Below are 19,953 nucleotides of genomic sequence, written 5' to 3' on the forward strand. Positions count from 1 at the left end.
GGGGGTTGAGATGATCGAAGGCACGCTGGCGGTCCACCCGCTCACCTACCTGCTGCAGTCACGCGGATGGGGGAAGAACCAGTTCGCCGGCATGATGCGCGACCGCGGCGCCGCACTGAAGATCCACCTCGCGACGAACCGGACCCTGGTCTGGAAGTGGGAGCAGGGCCAGGAACCCGAGCCGGACGCCCAGTACGTTTTGGCTGACCTCCTTGGCGTCAATCCCCGTACGCTGGTTGCCAATCCGTGGCCGGGGTGGCTTCCTGTCTGGGAGGTGACCGGCGTCACGGCGCCGTGGACAAAGGCCGGTACCGTGGACGTACTGGTGGAACTGGTCAGGAGTGGTCGTATGGATCGGCGGGGCTTTCTCACCATCACCGGGGCCGCCATGGCCACCGTCGCAGCGAGCTGGGCCTCGGCCTCGCCCGCCTTCGCCTCCGCCCTCAACGGCGATCAGGTAACCGACTCCATGGTCGACACCCTCGAAGCACGCGTCGCCACCCTCCAGACCCTGGACGCCCAGATGGGCGGTGCCCGCCTCATCGAACAGGCCCGCGGCGACCTGGCGATCATCACCACCCTGCTCAAGCAGGGCCGCCACACCGAAGCCGTCGAGGCCCGCCTGTACGGGCTGGCCGCCCAGGTCAACTACATCGCCGGCTGGATGGCCTACGACAGCGGCCTGCGCTCAGCTGGCCAGCAGTACTACCTCGGCGCACTCCGTGCCGCCAAGACCGTCGGCGACGACGCCCTCGGCTCCTTCCTCCTCGCCGAGATGGGCGTCCACCTCTCCGACGCCGGCAACCCCGCCGAGCGCGTCGCCCAGGTCGAGACGGCCCTCGCCAACACCCCCGCGACGATGCAGCCCGGTGTCCGCAGCTACCTCGAACTCCACCACGCCGAGAGCCTGTCCCGCGACGGTCAGCACCAGCAGGCCGGCTCCGCCCTCAACCGCGCCCACGACCTCTGGTCCAGGAACGGCGACGCCCAGCTCCCGGCCTGGCTCTCCTGGTACGGCGACGCCCAGCTCAGCTCCACCGAGGGCAAGGTCATGCTCCGCGCCGGCCAGGTCGAGCGCGCCACCAACGCCCTCGCCTCCTCCATCGACCACGCTGTCCCCCGCGACCAGGCCGTCCGCTCCGGCCGCCTCGCCACCGCCCGCCTCGCCGGCAAGGACCTCGACGGTGCCCTCGACGCCGCCAACCGGGGCCTCGGCCTCCTCGAAACCAAGGTCCACTCCGTCCGCGCTGTCAGCCGCCTGACCAAGTTCGATGGCTACCTCAAGCCGTACGCCACCGAGCCTGCGGTCGCCGAGTTCCGCGAGCGCTTGCGCGCGCTGCCTGAGATGGCTGCTTGATTGACGTCCGCGACTTGCAGCAAAGCACCTGAATCGGCACATGGGAGCCTTGAGCCATCTGCACCGGAGCCTATTCGCGGTGCTGTTGCCGGGGCTGGTTCTTGTCGTTCAATGTGGGGGTAAGCCTGCTTGCAGTGTTCTAAGTTGGGGCTTCACGTGTCAGTAGCGGTGCTTAGCCTGGTGGTGTGCTCATCTCCCTGACGGCGGAGGGCTTATGGCAGGTGTAGACGGTGGTCGGATCGCCGCTCGAGGTTTTCAGTACCAGTACCTGAGGACGTTAGAGGCGCTCCTCGCGGTGGGTCCCGAATCCCGGGTAGCTGCGTGCCGGATCGAGGGTCCTGGGGAAGTCGTCTCGCCGAAGGCTGCTGACTCTGTCGACTTCGACCTCGTAGACGCTGACGGTGTGTCCTTGGTCGCTGTACAGGTCAAGAGCGCAGCAGCTGGCCGTGAGATCAGTGCGTCCCGTGCGCTGGAAGTCCTGGTTCACCTTGTCGCCACGTACGAGTCGCACCGTTATGAGCTGATCACCAATGCAGCGCCGGAGACGAGCTGCTCGCGGCTGGCCGAGGTGCTCTCCCGCCATGGACACAGCTTCGACGTCCTCCGTGTCGAACTGGAGTCGATCCTGGTGAGGGCACCCACCGCACTGGGGCGGCTGAGGGCTCTCACACCAGAGCAGTGGACACGGCTGGGACGCGCTCGGATCACGTTCGATCCCCGCGACGACACTGAACTCCGAGAGGACTTGAACGGGGAGCTTCGCCAGCAGCGCGCCCAGGGTGGGCGAGGCCTTTCACATCGGTCAGGCAGCCTGGTCATGGGCTTCCTCGTGGCCGAGGTGCTGCGTCGGGCGGCTGATGCAACGCAGGCGTACTGGCCGGTCGAGGACTTCCGCCGTCGCTTGCTGGTCGACGACGACGTGCTCTGCGAGGCACTGGGTCGGCAGGACTTCGGGATCGTGCTCGGGCCGGTTCCCAACGTTCCAGACATCGCCCAGCCAGAGCTTCTCGACAAGGTCTCTGCAGTGCTGTCTGGGCCTGACAATGACGTCAACATGGTCCCGATGTGCGTGATCAGCGGCCTGTCGGGGATTGGAAAGTCCAGCCTTGCCGCTGCCTACATCGCCCGTGAGGCGTTCCGGTACGACCTGATTTTCTGGATGGACGCGGCCACTGAGGAGGCGCTGACCGCCTCCTACGGCCGACTGCTGGCTCATCTGACTGGTCTTTCGGATGTCCCGGAAGTTGGCGATCCGGTGTTGGTCCGTGAGCGGGTTCAAGCGCTGCTTCAGGAATTGCCGGGTCCTTGGCTACTCGTGTTCGACGATGCCGTTCCAGGCACCGTGGCAAGGTGGATTCCACGTCGGGGCCGGGGGCGCGTCCTAGCGACATCTGTATCCCGAACATGGCGTGGTGTCCAAGGCCGCGTCGAAGTTGGACCGATGACGCCGGAACATGCTCTTCTGCTGCTGACACTGCGCCTGGAGCTGAATCAGCAGCAGGCACACTTGCACCAGGCTGCACTCATTGACCTGGTGGACGCATTGGATTGCTGGCCGCTTGCGATTGAACTGGCTGCAGGCTACCTGGTGACTTGCGAGGTGGACCTGGATCGGCTCGATGGGTATCGGACCACGCTGCTTACGGCAGCTTTGGACGATCAGCTCTCAGTGCCGCTCGGCTACCCGCGAACGTTGGTAGCCGCAGTCCTACTCAGCGTTAATCGGTTGCGCGGTAATGCACGGGGCAGGATGGAGCTGCTCCATCAGACTTTTCAAGTCCTGGGTGTGCTGTGCTTCCTTGCCCCGCATCGCGCTCCGGTCCACCTGGCTGTGGCCTGCGCTTTCGTGTCACCCGATGACGTTCCCAACGGCATTGCCCGCGCACTGATCCACGAGGAAGACAGTCCGGCCCGCGAGATCATTCGCGAGCTTGCGGGCGTCTCCTTCGTGAGGTACACGGAGCCCCTGCCGTCACGTGAAGCAGTGTTTGCGGGATGTGACGACACCGTGTCGATGAATGCGGTACTTCAGTCCATTCTCCGCCAGCAGTTTGAGATCAGTACGGACCTTCAGCACGTTCTACCGGAAACGGCGTACCACACAGACCGGTGGCTGGCTGAGGCGATGAACAGCGGCGAGTCCGAGCGGGCATGGGAGTTAGCGCAGCATGCTTCCGCGCTCCTCGGGCACATTGAACGCGTCCAGGCGATCCATAACCACACCGCCTTGTTGGCCGGTAATCTGGCTGGGTTCCATGGGAATCACGGTCAATACGCCACTGCCATCCGCCTCCTCCAGCTCGAACTCGGATATCTTGAGCAATGCGGGGAACCCGATTTGCTGCTCAGGGCCCAGGCGCGGGTCCAGCTGTCTAACCTGTACCAACTCACCGCCCTCGATGGCTCGTCCGACCGGATCGTGGAGCAACTTGGTGAGTTGCTTCCCTATGTAGCCGGAGTGGCCGGCGATGCTCCGTCCGCGGCGGGCACCTTGGCAACAGAAGCCTTCCTGATCCTCCAGATGGAGTCTCGCAGGGCAGCGGACCATGAGGGGTTGCGCAGACTTCTGGCTCAGTTTCGACAGCTGGTTTCCCGACTGCCTCGCACTGAGAAAACGCAGACGATGCAGGCTGCCGTCGCTGCAGGTGATCTCATTCAGGAGGGCCGGGCCGATGAGGCTGAGAAGGCTGCGGAGGCCGCCCTTGCTCTCGGCGACAATCTATGGGCCCCCACCGTAGCTGAGGCGCGCCGCCTTCTCATCGAAGCCCTCGTCGCTCAGGAGAAGTGGGAGGAAGCCGACGCTGAATTTACCCGCTTTCTCCCATACGCCGGCGCTCGGACGCTCTACGGATTCTCCGTAAGTCACCTGCTTCATAACGCCGGCAGCCGCTGCGCTCTCAGCTGGGTGCTGACTGAAGAACAGGCCCCGCTTGAGTTGCTGATCCGGCTAATTAACGACATCGGCCTCGACCTTGCCGATTTGGCGACGGACAACTTTGACCGAGCACGATTCATCCTCTTGCGTACAGTCTGCGCGGCATCGCGAGCGGCGGTTGCCCCGTCGCAGTCCGACGAGTTCATGGAGCTGTTGCAGCAACTAACGGAGATGACCTTCGCCGACGACCCAGTTCAGGCACGTCTCTGGGAGACGATCTACGAAGGTCTTTTGCCCCGCATGAGCGCGATTGCCGCTAGCACCATTCACGCCGAAGCCCAAGCTGGAGGCGACGCGATCCTCTCCTCAGCATTGGATCAGGGTGCCGAGGCTACTGTTGCAGTTGAGAAGGCACTTATTGAAGTCGGTACTCATGTCCGCCTGATGCTCTCAACTGATCCTTCCCTATCTTCGTTCAACTTCGGCAGCACCGTTGATCTCCTTAGCCCAGGCGGTCAATGGTTCCCGGGGCCCATGCCGATTGTTCTGCTGCAGCCGGAGCGATTGGTTGTGGCTACTTCACCGATCACCGGAAAGTCGATCGAGGTTCAGCTTCATCGAACGTGCGCCTACGGATTTCGGCGGTTGTTAGGGCCTCACTTGACTATCCCGTGTCCTGAAGGCCTCACTCTTGAGCAAGACGGCCCGGCTCTTGTCCTGCACGATGCAGAGGGCTTTGTGTTGGCTAGGGCTTCGGCCGTCGTGCCTTTGAAGTGGAGGGAAGCAGCCATTCGGCGAGGACGTGCCCTGGTCCTCTACGGCTTCGCGTTTGCCTTGGACACCCCAGCGATCAGCCGGAGGATTTTCACCTCGTCCATGGCCGTGTATCAGAGCGTCGAGCAGGCGGCAGATAAGGGGCTTATTGCCGCTGCAGCCGTATCCGTGAAGCTATCAACCACGGTCCCTACTCAGCGCCGGCAGCAGCGGCGGACTACCCGTAGCTCTCGTCGACGTCGTTGACCCAGCCCTGGATGTCTGGAAATTCGCGTCCGAGGCCTGTGGGGGTGAGAGTGGAGCGGAAGGCCACGAAGTGGCCGGTCGCACCACTAGTGCACCAGTAGGACCGGTGAGTAGCGGGGAACCACGGTGCAGCACACCTGCCACAGTCAGCACGGGACCTGGAGATGGCGGGGCGCTGACCTGCGGAGACCTTGGTGAAGCGTCCGAGATTCCCAAGCTTAGAGCGCGAGTTCGATTCTCGTCGCCCGCTCCAGCAGTAAAGGCCCAGGTCAGCGACCTGGGCCTTTTGCGTTGTCCGGAGCGATCCGAGCCCGCCGTGCCGGATCGGGGCCGGATCCGGGCCGGAACGCGCCTGGGACGGCGGCCGCTCCCGGGCAGGGCCGCGGCGAGGGGCGACCACGGCGGCGTTGCTGCCGTCGGAGATCCCGGCCCGCTGCCGAGGCTCCCGGCGCTGCCGTCGCCGGCCGGGGTCGACGGGTACAGGAGCTGAACCATATGCACCTTTGTGGCGTCTTCTGCCCCAACACCCATCCTGATCAAGGAGCTCCCCGCCGTGGACGTCCACCCCGTCACCGCCCTGTTCCCGATGCTCGGCCCCGACGAACTCCTCGACCTCGCCGAGGACATCGAGTCCAACGGTCTGACCGAGCCCGTCGTCCTGGACGAGGACGGTGTTCTCCTGGACGGCCGCAACCGCGTCGCCGCCTGCGAACTGGCCGACGTCGAAGTCCGTTTCACCATCTATCAGGGCGACGACCCGGTCGGCCTGGTCGTGTCCGCCAACCGTCACCGCCGGAACACCAACCCCGGCCAGCGCGCCATGATCACCGCGATGGCGCGCTCACTCTCACAGCACTCCCTCCCCTCCGCCATCGCCCGCCACGGCATCAACCTCACCCGCCTGTCCATCGCCACCACCGTGCTCGAACACGCCCCCGACCTCGCCGAACAGGTCCGCGTCGGCACCCTTTCCCTGAACGCCGCCTACACCACCGCCCGTAGACGCAAGGCCGATGCCAAGGCCCTCCTCGCCCAGCACGCACGGCTGCGTCGGCAGGCCCCCGACCTCGCCGAGCAGGTCATCACCGGTCACCTCGGCCTCACCGAGGCCACCGCGGCCCTCGACGCCCGGCACGAGGAGGAACACCTCCGCAGGCGTGTCGAGGAGATCGACGCCATCCGCCTCGCCGACGGCGACACCGAGCCCTCCTTCGCCCGGGCCGCCGAACGCGGCGACACCGACTGGCGCCACGCCCACGAGCGCGCGGAGCAGTACCTCGCCCAGCGTCACGACGCCATCCGCCAGATCCAGCAGGGCCTGGCCGGCATCGCCGAAGCCTGGAGCGCCGTCCAGGAGCTCGCTCACCACCCCCGGAGCCCGTACGCCCGGGAAGTCCTCAAGGGCCTCACCGGTCCGGCGCGTGCCCTCGCCAACCGCCTCATCGCCCTCGAAGCCGCTTGCGCCATGGGTGGTGCGTGACGCCGTACTTCGCCGTCCGTACGGCCACGGTGGGGATCGGACGTCCCACGGGCGGAACCCGCGCACCCGCGCGGTGCTGACCGCGCTTCAGTCCGCCGACGCGGGAGCGATCCTGCGTCGGCCGGCTGAAGTGCGGCCGGGGCGCCCGTCAGCCGAGGAGCACCGCATCCGGGTACGTCTGCACCGGTTCGAACAGCCCGAACAGGTGGCCTTCTGCGTCGTCCGTGTGGGGGCCGGTTCCGGGGAAAGCCCGGTCGGGTTCGAAGACGGGTCCTAGGATCGGCGGATGACCGATGCGACCGCGCAGCAGCTGCGCGTTCTTCCCGAGGCCCTGTGCGTCGAGCGGCCGGCCGATGAGGCGTCGGCCCTGGCGTCGGCGTGGATCTCGCTGGTCCGGGCGCCCGAGGGGCTGACCGTGGTGCGGGTGGTGGACGAGCGGGTGGACGGCGCGTCCGTCGAGCGGTGGAGGGCGCTGTACAGCGGCGACGAGGCCCACGGGCTCGACCTGCCGGGTGTGCTGTCGCGGCTGCTCGCGCCATTGGCGGCGGCCGGAGTGCCGGTGTTCGTGGCGTCGACGTTCAACGCCGACCTGGTGCTGGTGCCCGCGGAGCGGCTCGCCGGGGCGGTGGAGGTGCTCCGGTCGGCCGGTCACCGCGTCGAGGGCTGAGCGGGACGGGCCGGGGCGACAGCCCGGCCGCCCCCTCGGAGGCCGGGCTGTCGGGTTCGGTCGGGCCCCGGCTCAGCGGTTGGCGAGCGCTTCGAGGGTGGGGACGAGGGCGGTCGGGGTGGGGAGGGCGGCGTTCTCGGCGCGGAGCCGGTGGGCGGTGTCGCGGAGGCCCTGGTCGGTGATGAGGCGGTCGAGGATGGCGGTGTCCACGGCGTCGGAGGCCGAGCTCAGGGCGGCGCCGGTCGCGGTGAGGGCCTCGGTGTTGATGAAGTGGTCCGCGCCCTGGGGGAGGAGCAGCTGGGGCAGGCCGGCCTGGAGGGCGGTCAGCATGGTGCCCGAGCCGCCGTGGTGGATCAGTGCGTCGGCGCGGTTGAGCAGTTCGTTCAGCGGGACCCAGGGCAGGCCGCGGACGTTGTCGGGCAGGGTGCCGAGCGGGGCGAGGTCGGCTCCGCCGACGGCGAGCGAGAAGTCGGCGTCGACCTCGGCCGCGGCCTCGACCAGGCGGACGACCGCCCGGACGCCGTCGAGCTCGGCGAGGACGGTGCCCAGGGTGACGACGATCCGCGGACGGTCGGCGGGGCGGAGGAACTCGGTCGGGACGACGCCGCCGCCGTTGTAGGGGATGTAGCGCATCGGCAGGCCGTCCGGGTCGCCGCCGAGCGGGCCGACGTTGAGCGCGGTGGAGGCGGCCGGGCCGGCCAGGCCGTGCCGCTCGTAGACGTCGGTGAAGTGGGAGGCGAGCAGGTCGCTCATCGGGAGGCCCGCGCTGACCCCGAAGTTGTTGATCACCGACGGGATCTTGAGCAGGGTCGCGACCAGCGGTGCGGCGGCCTGGAAGGAGTCGTGGACGAGCAGGTCGGCGCCCCAGTCGGTGGCGGCCTCCAGCAGCCCGTCGACGCCGGGGCGGGAGGCGTGCGCGAAGATCGCGGCCGCCATGTCGAAGATCTCTTCCTGCGGCTTGTCCGGGGAGACGTACTGGATCTTGCCTTCGAGGCGCTCCTCGAACAGTTCCCGCAGGCTCCTGCCGTCGCCGATCTCGACGATCGGGAAGCCCGCGCTGCGGAGCTGGTCGAGCGGCTGCCCGCAGGCGAACAGGACCTCGTGCCCGGCGGCGCGCAACGCCTGGGCGGTCGGGACCATCGGGAAGAGGTGACCGGCCGCCGCGGGACCGGTGAAGAGTATGCGCATGGTGGACTCCTTGCCAATGAAGCTTACGAAGCAGTCTCACCTTGGAAGTTGACGTTCAGTCAATTTGATTCCAATCACCATGCGCGCTAATCAGCCGTTTTGATCAGGGGCTTGTCTCCCGGGCGGCGATGTGCTCCCGTTCCTGCCTCCGCCGCCCGTAGTCCGTCGCCCGCCGCCCGTCGCCCGGTGCCCGTCGCCCGCTGCGCGCCGCTCATGCGGCGTCGAGGAACTCCCGGACGGTCTTGACGAACGCCTCGCCCTCCTCGGCGAACACGATGTGGCCGGTGTCGAACTCGGCGTAGACGCTGCCCGGGAGGGCGGCGTGCAGGCGCCGCGGGTTCTGCACCGGGACGGTGGCGTCCTGGGTGCAGCCGATCACCAGGGCGGGGGCCTGGACGTGGGGCAGCAGCGGGGTGAGGTCCAGGTCGAGGTCGAGGGCGACGTGCCGCAGGGTGCCGGGAGTCGGCTGCATGTAGGCGGCGTTGGCCTCGACCGCCTCGCGGCCGATCCGGTCGAGGAAGCCGCGGCTGAAGGCGGTGAGGGTGGCGTAGCCGCCGAACGCGGCCGGGTTGTCGGCGAGGGACAGCCAGGTGGCCATGGACAGGCGCATGTACTCGTCCTGTTCGGCGCTGATCCAGCCGGCGGCGGCGACCAGGCGGCGGACCTGGTCGGGGCGCTGGGCGGCGGCCGCGGTGGCGACGACGGCGCCGAGCGAGAAGCCGAAGACGTCGGCGGGGCCGCGCCCGGCGTCGTCGATCACGGCGTTGACCTGGGTGGCGAGGGTCTCCAGGGTCAGCGGGGAGCCGTCGTCCTCGGCGGCCTCGCTGCCGGAGAGGTCGGGCAGCAGCACGGTGTAGCGGTCGGTGAAGGAGTCCAGCAGGCCGTCCCACATGCCGGAGCCGGGGCCGGTGCCGTGGACCAGGACGAGGGTGTCGGGGCCGTCGCCGACGACGCGGTAGGGGATGCGGGCGGTGTCGACGGTGATGGTGGGCATGTCGGGGTCCTCTCGGAGTCGGTGGTGCCGGTGGGCGGCGGGCTGTTCCCGTCGGCGGCACGAGAAGTAAACTACACAGTGCAGAGCATTGATGCAACTGCACCGTGCAGTGCAGTTTGGGGTGTGGAAACGGTGGGGGATGGAACTGTCCGTACCCGTCCGCCGTCCAAGCAGTGACGGAATCCCAGCCCGGGTTGAACGCCGGGAGGAGTACGGAGGGCCCTGTGCAGTCAGGTGGTGCCGAACTCAACGTCGGATGCCCGGGTGGGTGCCCCGGCGGCGCGCCGGCCGTGCCCGCCTGGTGGTGGTCGGGGCCGGAGCCCGGGGTGACGGTCGATCAACTCGATGCCGCAGAACGCTGCGAGACGCTGCTCCAGGACACCGTGGACGCCATCGACCCGTCTCCCGCCTGGCAGGAGGCGCCGCCCCGGTCGGGCGCGCGGCTGCCGAAGCCGGGGCGCGAGTCGGCGGTGCTCTGGTACGTCACCCGGGGGCGGGACATCCTCACGGTCGTCTCGCTGCCCCGGCGGTCGGTGCTGGTCGGCGTGGTGGAGCGGCACTGGCGGCGGCGCGGCTGGACGATCACCTCGCTGAACACCGACCCGTACTGCCCGGGGGTGGCCGCGACCACCCGGGACGGCTATCGACTGGCGCTCTGCTTCGGGGAGTTGGGCGAGGCCGGACTGACCGCGAGCTCGCCCGCGGTGGCCCGCTCGGAGCGGCTCCCGGCGCCGGCGGGGGACGGTGGCCGCGGCTCGGCGCCGGTGCCGTCCGTGTGTTGCCCGTACTGGAGCGCGCTGGCGTAGTCCGCCGCCGCAAGGGGATCGGGGGAGGCGTGGAGCGAGTCCCCCCGGACTCGCTCCACGCCGCCTCGTCGCGCGGCTTCGGCGTCGCCGCTCCCCCCGACACCCCGGCAAGCCCCGCCGGCCCCCCTGGCCCCACTCTCCGGCGAGAGCGGTCCGCACAGGCCCCGGCAGGTCCCCACCCCCGGGGACGTCGTTGGTCTCACGCTAACAAACCGCGTGGTTGGTTTGTCAATAGTGGAATCCACGAAACATCCACATTGTGGCGATCGTCCCGGACCGGCCCGAAAGGCTCCGGAGCAGGCGGTTGTGGGCCCGTCAGGCGCATCGGCCGACGGTCGCGCGCGCCGGGCCGGGCTGCATGCCGTACACACGTCGGGACGGAATCCGACATTCCGAGCATCATGGCAGCACGCAGCGGCACCGCGCGAGCGCTCAGCGCAGCAACCGGCGCTCCTTGGCCACCGCCACCGCACCCGCCCGGGTGTCCACGCCCAACTTGTCGTAGATCCGCCCGAGATGCGTCTTCACCGTGGCCTCGCTGATGAACAGCGCCCGCGCGATCTCCCGGTTGCCCAGCCCCTGCGCCAGCTGTTCGAGGATGTCCAGCTCACGGTCGGTCAGCTGCGGCACGGGGGCCCGCATCTGGGCCATCACCCGGGAGGCGACCGGCGGCGAGAGCACCGTCCGGCCCTGCGCGGCCGCGTGCACGGCGGCGAACAGCTCCTCCGGTCGCTCGGCCTTCAGCAGGTAGCCGGTGGCGCCGGCGGCGATCGCCCGGGTGATGTCGGCGTCGGTGTCGTACGTGGTGAGCACCAGGACGTGCGGACCGCCCGAGGTGGCGGTGATCCGCCGGGTGGCCTCCACGCCGTCGATGCCGTCGCCGAGTTGGAGGTCCATCAGCACCACCTGCGGCGTCAGCCGGGCGGCCAGCGCGACGGCCTCCTCCCCGGTGCTGGCCTCGCCGACCACCTCGATGTCGCCCGCGCTGGCGAGCAGGGCGAGCAGACCGGCCCGGACCACCGCGTGGTCGTCGCAGACCAGCAGCCGGACGGGAGCGGTACGGGCCGGCGCTCCGCTGCTCATGCGCTCACCGTGCCGCGGAGGTCGCCGAGTTCGTCGACGTCACCGAGTTCGTCGACGTTGTCGAGGTGGTCGAGTTCGTCGACGTCGCCGAGGTGGTCGAGGACTTCGGTTCGCGCGTTCATCGGTGCTCCAGGGGGATCACGGCGGAGACGACGGTGCCCTCGCCGGGGCTGCTCTCCACGGTCAGCGTGCCACCCAACTGCCGCAGCCGGGCGCGCATCGCGGGCAGTCCGTACCCGCGGCCGCCCCCGGTGCCCGCGGCCTCCGGGTCGAAGCCCAGCCCGTCGTCCGCGATGTCCAGGACGGCCTGGTCGCCGAGGAAGGACAGCGTGATCGCCGCGGTCGAGGCCCCGGCGTGCTCGCGGACGTTGGCCAGCGCCCCCTGGGCGATCCGCAGCAGCGCGGACTGCGCGGCGGTGGGCAGCGGTACCGGCGTGCCGTCCAGGTGGAAGCGGACCGGCAGGCCGCTCTCGGCGGACTCCCGCCCGGCCAGCGCCCGCAGCGCCCCGTCGAGGGTGCGGCCCTCGGCGAGCTCGGCCGGCGCGAGGTCGTGGACGAAGCGGCGGGCCTCGGCGAGGTTCCGGGCGGTCACCTCGGCGGCGGTCCGGACGTGGGTGCGGGCGGTCGCCGGATCGGTGTCCCAGGTGCGGTCGGCGGCCTGCAGCAGCATCTGCTGGCTGGACAGGCCCTGCGCCAGGGTGTCGTGGATCTCCACGGCCAGCCGCTCGCGCTCGGCCAGGGTGCCCTCGCGCCGTTCGGTGGCGGCGAGTTCGCGCCGGGTGCGGACCAGGTCGGTGATCAGCGCGCGCTGCCGGTCGGCCTGCCGGGCCATGAAGAGGAAGACGCCGGTGCCGAGCGCGGCGACCGTGGGCGGCAGCAGGACGAGGGTGGCGTCCACCCCGCCGGGGAGCCGGATCTCGGCGATCACCACCAGCAGGGTCAGTGCGCCCACCAGCGGGATCGCCGCCCTTGCGGGCAGCGCCCGCAGGGCGGTGTAGATCAGCGGGACGGCGCACCAGGCGAAGCTCGGGGCGAGCAGCACCAGCACCACCCAGAGCGTGACCACCAGCCCCAGCGGCCACCGGCGGCGCCGGCCCGACGCGGTCGGACGGTGGTGGTCGAGCCAGGAGCCGGCCGGCTGGGCGACGGCCAGGGCGACGCTCAGCCCGATCACCCAGGGCGCCTGGGGGCTGCCGGAGTGGTGGCTGAGGTAGCGGTTGAGCGAGGCGGCGAGCAGGACCACGAAGGCGGAGTCCAGCAGCACCGCCAGTCGGCCCGCGTCCGGATCGCCGGCGTCGCGGCCGGCGGTACCGGGCAGGCCGACACTGCCGGGCCGGCCGACGGTGCCGGGCCGGCCGGCGGCGGGGCGGGGCTGTGGCACGGGTGGCTCCTGGTCGGACGGATGGCGCGCGGTCCGGGCGGCGCGGGGGCCGCCCACCGGCACCGGCCGCGCACCGGGTGCGTGCGGGCGGCAGACCGTACTGACCTGCGCCGATCCCTCGATGGTGACCCGTCCGGCCCGGTCCCGCATCAGCCGATCGGTTGACGCCGCCGTCCCCCATCATGCCCGGACGCACGCGCCGGACCGTCGATGTGGCGGCCCCGGTCCCGGACGGAGGATCGAAGCACGCCGCCGGGCGGTCCGCCTCGGCCCGGCGCCCCCTGATCCCCGCACCACCCCGCAGAACCGTCGAGGAGCTGGACCATGAAGAAGACCTCCGTGCGCACCCGGGTGCTGACCGGCGCCGTCGCCGCCGCCGCGATCGCCGCCGCCACCGTGGGCGCCGTCTCGGCCAGCGCCGAGACCACCGAGACCCCGGCGGCTCCGGCCGCGGTGAAGGCCGACACGCAGAACAAGAACCTCGCCCAGAGCACCGGCCTGACCATCGACGCCGCCACCCGCGCCGCCCAGGCCGCCCTGGACGCGGCGACCAAGGCCGGCCAGCACGTGTCGGTCGCGGTCGTCGACCGGGACGGTGTCACCCGTGTGCTGCTGAAGGGCGACGGCGCCGGCCCGCAGGCCCCGGAGTCGGCCGAGCGCAAGGCCTTCACGGCGGTCTCCTGGAACGCGCCGACCTCGGAGCTGGCCAAGCGCCTGGCCCAGGCCCCGAACCTCAAGGACATCCCGGGCACGCTGTTCCTGGCCGGCGGCGCCCCGGTGCAGTCGAAGGGCGCTCCGGTCGCGGCGGTCGGTGTCGCGGGCGCGCCCAGCGGCGACCTGGACGAGCAGTTCGCGCAGGCCGGCGTCGCCGAGCTGGCGAAGTGACGCTTCCCCGCCCCGTCGCCCCGTCGGTGGGGTGACCTCCCCCCGCACCCCGTCGGCGGGGTGACGCCCGGCCGGTCGGCCGTCCCGTGACGCGGGATGGCCGACCGGCCGGTTTCATTGACTCATTCGGGTGAACGCCGGGAGGGTCGCCGCAGAACACGGGGTGACCCTTCGAAAAGCCGCTGCCGCTGTCAGTGCCGCGTGGCAGGCTTCCCGGTATGACGGCGTGGACCCTCAACGACATCGAACGTGCGATCCGCTCCTCCTGGGGTGTCGACACCTGTGCGCCCGAGGATCTGGCCCACTGGCGTCCCGACAATCCCGCCCGCGGCCAGTGCGGGGTGACGGCGATGGTGGTGCACGACCTGCTCGGCGGCGAGCTGATGATGGGCGAAGTGCACGTCGACGGGGTCCGGACGGACCTCCACTGGTGGAACCGCTTCGCCACCGGCTTCGAGATCGATCTCACCCGCGAGCAGTTCGGGCCGGACGAGCTGGTCGGCCCCGGCCGCCCGGTCGCCCGCCCGGCCCGTCCCGGCCGACTGCAGGCCCAGTACGAGCTGCTGCGCGGCCGGGTGATCGCCGAGCTGGAGCGCGGGGCCGCCGCGCACCGCACCCGGATGCCGGCGCGCGCCTGCGCCTGACCGGCCCGAGCGGCCCGGCGCAGTGACCGGCCAGGGCGCCGTGACCGGCCAGGGCGCCGTGACCGGCCGGGGTCCGTTCGCATCCTGACGTACAGTCGGCCGCAGTGATCGACAGCGGCGACGGGAGTGCGCGGATGACCGGGACGACGGTCGGCTTCGTGGGGCTGGGTTCGATGGGGCGGGGCATGGCCGGCAGCCTGCTGCGGGCCGGTCACACCGTACGGGTCTGGAACCGCTCGCCCGAGCCGGTGGCCGCCCTGGTGGCCGAGGGCGCTCAGGCGGCCGACTCACTGGCGGAGGTGTTCGACGCCGACACGGTGGTCTCCATGCTCGCCAACGACGACGCGGTCGAGCGCCTGCTGCTCGACCCCGCCCTGCTGACCGGCGCCGCGGCGACCCTGCACGTCAACATGGCCACCGTCTCTCTCGCGCTCGCCGAGCGGGCCGAGGCACTGCACGCCGAGCACGGCATCGGCTACGTCGCCGCGCCCGTCCTCGGCCGGCCGCCGGTCGCGGCCGAGGGCCGGCTGAACATCCTCGCCGCGGGCGCCGCCGACCTGCTGGCCAGGGCCGAGCCGCTGTTCGCCGCGATGGGGCAGCGCACCTGGCACTTCGGCGAGAGCCCCCGGCAGGCCAACACCGCCAAGATCAGCACCAACTTCCTGCTGGCCTGCGCGATCGAGTCGCTGGCCGAGGCGTGCAGCCTGGCCGACGCCCACGGGGTCCGGCCGACCGACCTGGTCGAGATGCTCACCAGCACGCTCTTCCCCGGGCCGATCTACTCCGGCTACGGCGCGATGGTGGCCGAGCGGCGGTACGAGCCGGCCGGCTTCCGGCTGCCGCTCGGGCTCAAGGACGTCGGCCTCGCGCTGGAGGCGGGGGCCGCCCGCCACGTGCCGCTGCCCTTCGGCAGCATCCTGCGGGACGCCTTCCTGGACGCGCTGGCGCACGGCGACGGCGACAAGGACTGGGCGGCGGTCGCCGCCGTCGCCCGCCGCCGGGCCGGACTGCCGGAGTGACCGGCGGGCCGCCCGCGTAGCCGACGGCCGGGGCGCGCGCAGCGGCGCGGGCGCGGAATAACCGGAGTGGGCCGGGTGCTCGCACCCTCGTCCGCACCGTGCGACCCGGGGGAAAGCCGATGTCCGACCAGCAGCCGTCCGATCAGCCGTCCGACCACCAGTCCTTCGACGAGCCGTCCGGCGCCGGGGAGCCGCGCCGCTTCCTGTTCCTCGACGCCAGCGCGCGCACCGACGGCAACTCCGCCCGACTCGCGCGGCTGGCCGCCGAGTCGAGCCTGCCGGCCGGGGCCGAGCAGCGCTGGCTGCGGCTCGACGAGCACCCGCTGCCCGTCTTCCGGGACCTGCGGCACGACGGCGACGGCAGCTACCCCGAGCCGGTCGGCCACGAGCGGACCCTGCTGGACGCCACCCTGGCGGCCACCGACCTGGTCCTCGTCGCGCCGCTGTACTGGTACACGCTGCCGACCAGCGCCAAGCTCTACCTCGACCACTGGTCGGGCTGGCTCCGCGTGCCCGGACTGGACTTCCGCACCCGGATGGGCGGCGCCACCCTGTGGGGAGTCACCGCCCTCAGCGGTTCCGACGACAAGGCCGAGCCGCTGATCGGCACGCTCCGGCTGACCGCCGAGTACATGCGGATGCGCTGGGGCGGCGTGCTGCTCGGCAACGGCACCCGCCCGGGCGACGTGCTGCGCGACGAGCGGGCGCTGATCGCGGCCAAGTCCTTCTTCGCGGGCTGACGCGCGCTGACGCGCGCCCGCTCCCCCGCCCCGCCCCCGGCATCGCGCTGACGATCCGACCCCCGGCACCCGTACCGCTCCCGTCCCGGGTGCGGTACGGTCCTCCGGACGTGTACCCGTCACTCCCGGTCATCTTTTGGCAAAGCGCAAAAGCGCTGCACCTGGACGGAGTTGGACGAACCGGGCGCGTCACTTCCACCGCTCGGGCACAGTGCGGCACCCGCCTTCCGGCTCGGCCGGATCATTCGGTACTCTCCGTCGCACTTTCAGCTTCGCGGGGGGACGGGGCGTCTGCGGCCGCCCCCTCGCGCCCGGGCCTCGCCCGGAAACGTCCGTGAGGTCTCCCTTGTCCATACGTCGCAGTCTTGCCCTCGCCGGCGCCGCCGCGCTCGCGTCCTCGCTCGTGCTGGCCGGCGCCCAGGGCGCCATGGCCGTCGGAGTCACCGGCTCCGCCTCCGCGTCCGCCCCGGCCGAGAAGGCGGGCCACAAGGCCCTGGACCTCTCGGTGCGCGGTGTTCCGGACACCTTCATCGCCGGCGGCGACGCCCGCGTGTTCACCTACCGGATCGACAACTCGACCAAGAGCGACTTCGTCGCCTACCCGCTGCTGAAGTTCAAGAACAAGGCGGGCTCGCTCAAGGCGAAGGACCTCAAGGTCGAGTACAAGCTGCCGGCCGGCCTGCCCGGTGGCGGCACCTGGAAGACCGGTGCCGTCGCGCCCGGCGGCGGCGACGGCGACGACAGCGCCGTGCTGATGCTGCTCGGCGACGTCACCGACGGCAACGCCGCCGACGACGCGCTGCTCTACATCGGCCAGGGCAAGCACATCGACATCGACGTCCGCGCCTCCTTCGCCCAGGACACCCCGCTGGGCAAGGCCGGCGTCGTCCCGGTGGTGTTCTCCGCCGACACCGGCAACCCGGACGACCACGGCAGCTTCAGCTGTGACGGGATCAAGGGCGCCGGCTTCACCATCAAGGCCGGCGGCGGCAAGCCCACCCCGACCGCCACCCCGACCAAGACCGGCAAGCCGACCCCGACGACGAGCCACTCGCCGACGGCCACGGCCACCGCGACCGCGACCGCGACCGCCACCGCGACCGCGACCGCGACGGCCACCGCCACCGCCACCGCGACGGCGACCGCGACCCCGACCACCCCGGCGCCGACCACCCCGGCCCCCGGCACCGGCTCGCCGTCCGCCTCCGCGACCACCGCCGCTCCGGCGCCGTCCGGCAGCAGCACGGACGTCCAGCAGCCGATCGACTTCCCGGTGCAGACCCCGACCGTCACCCCGCCGAAGATCACCCAGGGCGGCGTCGAGAAGGCCAAGACCGCCTCCGACAACGCGGACAAGGCGCTGGCCCAGACCGGTGGCGGCGACGACACCACCGCGATCGCGGCCGTCGGCGGCGTCGTCCTGGTGGCCGGTGTCGGCACCCTCGTGGTGCTGCGCCGCCGCAGGACCGGCCAGCACAGCTGACCAGGGACAACCGTTCCACGGGTACGCCCGTGTCGCCCGCGCCGTCCACCGGACGGTCATGCGGGCGGCACGGGCGGTACTCCTCCGTCACATAGGATGTCCGGCCGGAGGGGGGCGGAACCGGCGGGGAGAGGACAGGTGCGGGAAGCACGCACGGCACGGGCCACCACGGATTACGAGGCGGCGACCGGACGGATCGCGGGACTGCCGCTCCGCAGGCACCACGTCCTGCTGGTCGCCTGGACGGTTCTCTGGTTCTTCCTGGTCGAGCCGAGCGGCGGCTTCTCCTGGCACTACCTGCGCCAGGGCGAGCAGCTGCTCTTCAGCGGCCAGTCGGACGGCGGCCTGTCGCTCTACGCCCACCACCCGGAGCTGCAGATCGGCCCGGTCAGCCTGGCCGCGGCCCGGCTCACCGCTCCGTTCTCGCCGCACATCGGCCAACTGGTCGCCGAGGCGGCGAGCGCCGCGCTCGGCCTGGTGATGCTGGTCGTGATCGGCCGCACCGCGGCCCTCTACTACCTGGGCACCGGCACCAACCACCGCCGGCTCCAGCAGCGGCTGCTGATCGCCGGACTGGCGTTCATCCCGATGTGGGTCGAGGTGTCGGTCCGCTTCGCGCACCTGGACGACGTCCTCGCGCTGTTCTTCACCACGCTCGCCGCCCACGCCCTGGCCCGCGGCAAGCCCACCCAGGTCGCGATCTTCCTGGCGCTGGCGGTGGACTCCAAGCCGTGGGCGATCGCCTTCGCCCCGCTGATCCTGGCGCTGCCCCGGCCCGCCTGGCTGCGCACCGCGCTCTGGTTCGCCCTCCTGGTGGCGATCGCCTGGCTGCCGTTCTACCTGGGCAACCTGGACACCATGGCGGCGGCCAAGTTCACCATCCCCAACCAGCCCGCCTCCGCGCTGCGCTGGTTCGGGGTGACCGACCCGACCACCCCCTGGTGGGACCGCCCGACCCAGTTCGCGCTCGGCATCGGCCTCGGCGCCATCGCGGTGTGGCGCGGCCGCTGGCCGGCCGTGGTGCTGCTCGGCGCGGACGCCCGGATCCTCCTCGACCCGAGCGTCTACACGTACTACACGGCCTCGATCCTGCTCGGCACCCTGCTCTGGGACGCGGTCGGGCAGAAGCGGCTCGTCCCGTGGTGGAGCTGGATCGCGCTGGCCGCGCTGTACGGCGGCACGCTGTTCCTGCCGTCCGACTCGGCCCGCGGCCTCGTCCGGCTCGCCTTCGTGGTGGTCTCCGCCGCGTACGTGCTGCTCTGGCCCACCCAGCAGTCCCGCCGGACCCGGTCCGGCGGCCAGGGCGACGGCGGACGCCGGGCGGCCCGGCGGCGTGAACGGGCGCTGGTCGGCGCCGACGCCTGAGCAGCGCCCGCCCGAGCAGTCGCCCGCCCGCCCGAGCGGCCGCCCGCCCGCCCGAGCGGCCGACGCCCGGACAGACGGCTTGACCCTCACGCGACGTGAGAGCCGAGGGTAGTGGTCAGCACCAGGGAGGAACTCCGATGACCAGTGAGGGCTACTCGGTCGGCGCCGTGGCGAAGATCGCCAAGGTGACCGTCCGCACGCTGCACCACTACGACGAGATCGGCCTGCTGTCCCCGGCCGGCCGTACCCGCTCCGGCTACCGCCGGTACGTGGACGCCGATCTCGACCGGCTGCAGCAGATCCTCTTCTACCGCGAACTCGGGTTCCCCCTGGAGGAGATCGCGGCGATCCTGGACGACCACTCGGTCAGTCCGAGCGAGCACCTCCGGCGGCAGCACCAACTGCTGACCGACCGGATCCGGCACCTCCAGGACATCGCCGCAGCCGTCGAACACGCCATGGAGGCACGGAGAATGGGCATTCAGCTGACCCCGGAGGAGAAGTTCGAGATCTTCGGCGAGGGATACCAGGAGGAGTGGGAGCAGGAGGCCGAGCAGCGCTGGGGCGACACCGCTGCCTGGGCCGAGTCCCAGCGCCGCACCGGCGGCTACTCCAAGGCCGACTGGCAGCGGGTCCAGGCCGAGATGACCGAGCTCAACACCGCCCTGGCCGCGGCGATCACCGCCGGCGAGCCCGCCGACGGCACGGTGGCCACGGACCTCGCCGAGGCGCACCGGCAGCACATCTGCCGGAACTTCTACGACTGCACGTTCACCATCCACCGCGGGCTGGCCGGCCTGTACGTCTCCGACCCGCGCTGGACGAAGGTGTACGAGGAGCTCGCCCCGGGCCTGGCGCAGTGGCTGCACGACGCCATCGTCGCCAACGCCGACCGGCGGGAGAACGCGTAACGGCTCGACACGGTCGTCACACTGTCACGCCGTCACTCCCTCAGGCCGCCACGGC

The 19,953-nt window shown here is 71.0% G+C and carries 17 protein-coding genes; 12 read left to right on the forward strand and 5 right to left on the reverse strand.

Going from position 1 to position 19,953, the window contains the following annotated elements:
- The first annotated feature begins 10 nt into the window (after positions 1 to 10).
- The 4 genes from ACIRST_RS29110 to ACIRST_RS29125 all read left to right on the forward strand — a co-directional run bounded on the left by ACIRST_RS29110 (position 11) and on the right by ACIRST_RS29125 (position 7,399).
- A complete protein-coding gene (locus tag ACIRST_RS29110; RefSeq protein ID WP_402805552.1) occupies positions 11 to 1,357 on the forward strand; it encodes a transcriptional regulator in 1,347 nt (448 codons plus the stop codon).
- 403 nt (positions 1,358 to 1,760) lie between these two features.
- A complete protein-coding gene (locus tag ACIRST_RS29115) occupies positions 1,761 to 5,252 on the forward strand; it encodes a hypothetical protein (RefSeq protein WP_402805554.1) in 3,492 nt (1,163 codons plus the stop codon).
- 553 nt (positions 5,253 to 5,805) lie between these two features.
- Positions 5,806 to 6,732: a ParB/RepB/Spo0J family partition protein gene (locus ACIRST_RS29120; RefSeq protein ID WP_350519664.1), complete on the forward strand. Its 927-nt coding sequence runs from the start codon at positions 5,806 to 5,808 to the stop codon at positions 6,730 to 6,732.
- Positions 6,733 to 7,018: 286 nt separating this feature from the next.
- Positions 7,019 to 7,399, forward strand: a complete 381-nt coding sequence (locus ACIRST_RS29125) for an ACT domain-containing protein (protein WP_396552488.1) — start codon at positions 7,019 to 7,021, stop codon at positions 7,397 to 7,399.
- A 72-nt stretch (positions 7,400 to 7,471) separates the two neighbouring features.
- Here ACIRST_RS29125 and ACIRST_RS29130 read toward each other — a convergent pair whose 3' ends face one another.
- Both ACIRST_RS29130 and ACIRST_RS29135 read right to left on the reverse strand, forming a co-directional pair.
- On the reverse strand, positions 7,472 to 8,587 hold the full coding sequence (locus ACIRST_RS29130) for a nucleotide disphospho-sugar-binding domain-containing protein (RefSeq protein ID WP_350519666.1): 1,116 nt from the start codon (positions 8,585 to 8,587) through the stop codon (positions 7,472 to 7,474).
- Between the two features lie 211 nt (positions 8,588 to 8,798).
- Positions 8,799 to 9,581, reverse strand: a complete 783-nt coding sequence (locus tag ACIRST_RS29135) for an alpha/beta fold hydrolase (RefSeq protein WP_402805558.1) — start codon at positions 9,579 to 9,581, stop codon at positions 8,799 to 8,801.
- A gap of 326 nt (positions 9,582 to 9,907) precedes the next feature.
- Between ACIRST_RS29135 and ACIRST_RS29140 the strand changes: the two genes are divergently transcribed.
- On the forward strand, positions 9,908 to 10,387 hold the full coding sequence (locus tag ACIRST_RS29140) for a hypothetical protein (RefSeq protein WP_402805561.1): 480 nt from the start codon (positions 9,908 to 9,910) through the stop codon (positions 10,385 to 10,387).
- 432 nt (positions 10,388 to 10,819) lie between these two features.
- On the opposite strand, the gene ACIRST_RS29145 is transcribed toward ACIRST_RS29140, so the two are convergent.
- From ACIRST_RS29145 to ACIRST_RS29155, 3 genes are read right to left on the reverse strand one after another with little or no spacing between them, the layout of a single operon-like run.
- Positions 10,820 to 11,470, reverse strand: a complete 651-nt coding sequence (locus ACIRST_RS29145; RefSeq protein ID WP_402805564.1) for a response regulator — start codon at positions 11,468 to 11,470, stop codon at positions 10,820 to 10,822.
- The gene (locus ACIRST_RS29150) at positions 11,467 to 11,592 is read right to left on the reverse strand and encodes a hypothetical protein (RefSeq protein WP_402805566.1); all 126 of its coding nucleotides are present in this window, start codon (positions 11,590 to 11,592) and stop codon (positions 11,467 to 11,469) included. Before ACIRST_RS29150 ends, ACIRST_RS29145 begins: the two co-directional genes overlap by 4 nt.
- Positions 11,589 to 12,851 (reverse strand): sensor histidine kinase, encoded by a 1,263-nt coding sequence (locus ACIRST_RS29155; protein WP_402805569.1) that lies wholly within the window; start codon positions 12,849 to 12,851, stop codon positions 11,589 to 11,591. Before ACIRST_RS29155 ends, ACIRST_RS29150 begins: the two co-directional genes overlap by 4 nt.
- 324 nt (positions 12,852 to 13,175) lie before the next feature.
- On the opposite strand from ACIRST_RS29155, the gene ACIRST_RS29160 reads away from it, so the two are divergent.
- The 7 genes from ACIRST_RS29160 (at position 13,176) to ACIRST_RS29190 (ending at position 19,898) form a co-directional block, all read left to right on the forward strand.
- Complete coding sequence (locus ACIRST_RS29160; RefSeq protein WP_350519670.1) at positions 13,176 to 13,736, forward strand: heme-binding protein; 561 nt, start codon at positions 13,176 to 13,178, stop codon at positions 13,734 to 13,736.
- Positions 13,737 to 13,954: 218 nt separating this feature from the next.
- Positions 13,955 to 14,380, forward strand: coding sequence for a hypothetical protein (locus tag ACIRST_RS29165; protein ID WP_350519671.1), 426 nt, complete (start codon positions 13,955 to 13,957; stop codon positions 14,378 to 14,380).
- A gap of 104 nt (positions 14,381 to 14,484) precedes the next feature.
- A complete protein-coding gene (locus tag ACIRST_RS29170) occupies positions 14,485 to 15,399 on the forward strand; it encodes an NAD(P)-dependent oxidoreductase (RefSeq protein ID WP_350519672.1) in 915 nt (304 codons plus the stop codon).
- 119 nt (positions 15,400 to 15,518) lie between these two features.
- The gene (locus ACIRST_RS29175; protein WP_350519673.1) at positions 15,519 to 16,139 is read left to right on the forward strand and encodes an NAD(P)H-dependent oxidoreductase; all 621 of its coding nucleotides are present in this window, start codon (positions 15,519 to 15,521) and stop codon (positions 16,137 to 16,139) included.
- 346 nt (positions 16,140 to 16,485) lie between these two features.
- Positions 16,486 to 17,622, forward strand: a complete 1,137-nt coding sequence (locus ACIRST_RS29180) for an LPXTG cell wall anchor domain-containing protein (RefSeq protein WP_402805572.1) — start codon at positions 16,486 to 16,488, stop codon at positions 17,620 to 17,622.
- A gap of 138 nt (positions 17,623 to 17,760) precedes the next feature.
- Positions 17,761 to 18,987, forward strand: a complete 1,227-nt coding sequence (locus tag ACIRST_RS29185) for a hypothetical protein (RefSeq protein ID WP_402805575.1) — start codon at positions 17,761 to 17,763, stop codon at positions 18,985 to 18,987.
- Positions 18,988 to 19,124: 137 nt separating this feature from the next.
- The gene (locus ACIRST_RS29190) at positions 19,125 to 19,898 is read left to right on the forward strand and encodes a MerR family transcriptional regulator (protein ID WP_350519675.1); all 774 of its coding nucleotides are present in this window, start codon (positions 19,125 to 19,127) and stop codon (positions 19,896 to 19,898) included.
- Positions 19,899 to 19,953: the final 55 nt, after the last annotated feature.

This window comes from Kitasatospora sp. NPDC101447, from assembly GCF_044767225.1.
Lineage (GTDB): Bacteria > Actinomycetota > Actinomycetes > Streptomycetales > Streptomycetaceae > Kitasatospora.

What these genes read in the sequence shown, in the direction of transcription:
- ACIRST_RS29125 (WP_396552488.1), top strand. Translation starts at nt 7,019, where the DNA reads ATGACCGATGCGACCGCGCAGCAGCTGCGCGTTCTTCCCGAGGCCCTG.
- ACIRST_RS29145 (WP_402805564.1), bottom strand. Translation starts at nt 11,470, where the DNA reads ATGAGCAGCGGAGCGCCGGCCCGTACCGCTCCCGTCCGGCTGCTGGTC.
- ACIRST_RS29160 (WP_350519670.1), top strand. Translation starts at nt 13,176, where the DNA reads ATGAAGAAGACCTCCGTGCGCACCCGGGTGCTGACCGGCGCCGTCGCC.
- ACIRST_RS29110 (WP_402805552.1), top strand. Translation starts at nt 11, where the DNA reads ATGATCGAAGGCACGCTGGCGGTCCACCCGCTCACCTACCTGCTGCAG.
- ACIRST_RS29135 (WP_402805558.1), bottom strand. Translation starts at nt 9,581, where the DNA reads ATGCCCACCATCACCGTCGACACCGCCCGCATCCCCTACCGCGTCGTC.
- ACIRST_RS29165 (WP_350519671.1), top strand. Translation starts at nt 13,955, where the DNA reads ATGACGGCGTGGACCCTCAACGACATCGAACGTGCGATCCGCTCCTCC.
- ACIRST_RS29175 (WP_350519673.1), top strand. Translation starts at nt 15,519, where the DNA reads ATGTCCGACCAGCAGCCGTCCGATCAGCCGTCCGACCACCAGTCCTTC.
- ACIRST_RS29130 (WP_350519666.1), bottom strand. Translation starts at nt 8,587, where the DNA reads ATGCGCATACTCTTCACCGGTCCCGCGGCGGCCGGTCACCTCTTCCCG.
- ACIRST_RS29190 (WP_350519675.1), top strand. Translation starts at nt 19,125, where the DNA reads ATGACCAGTGAGGGCTACTCGGTCGGCGCCGTGGCGAAGATCGCCAAG.
- ACIRST_RS29150 (WP_402805566.1), bottom strand. Translation starts at nt 11,592, where the DNA reads ATGAACGCGCGAACCGAAGTCCTCGACCACCTCGGCGACGTCGACGAA.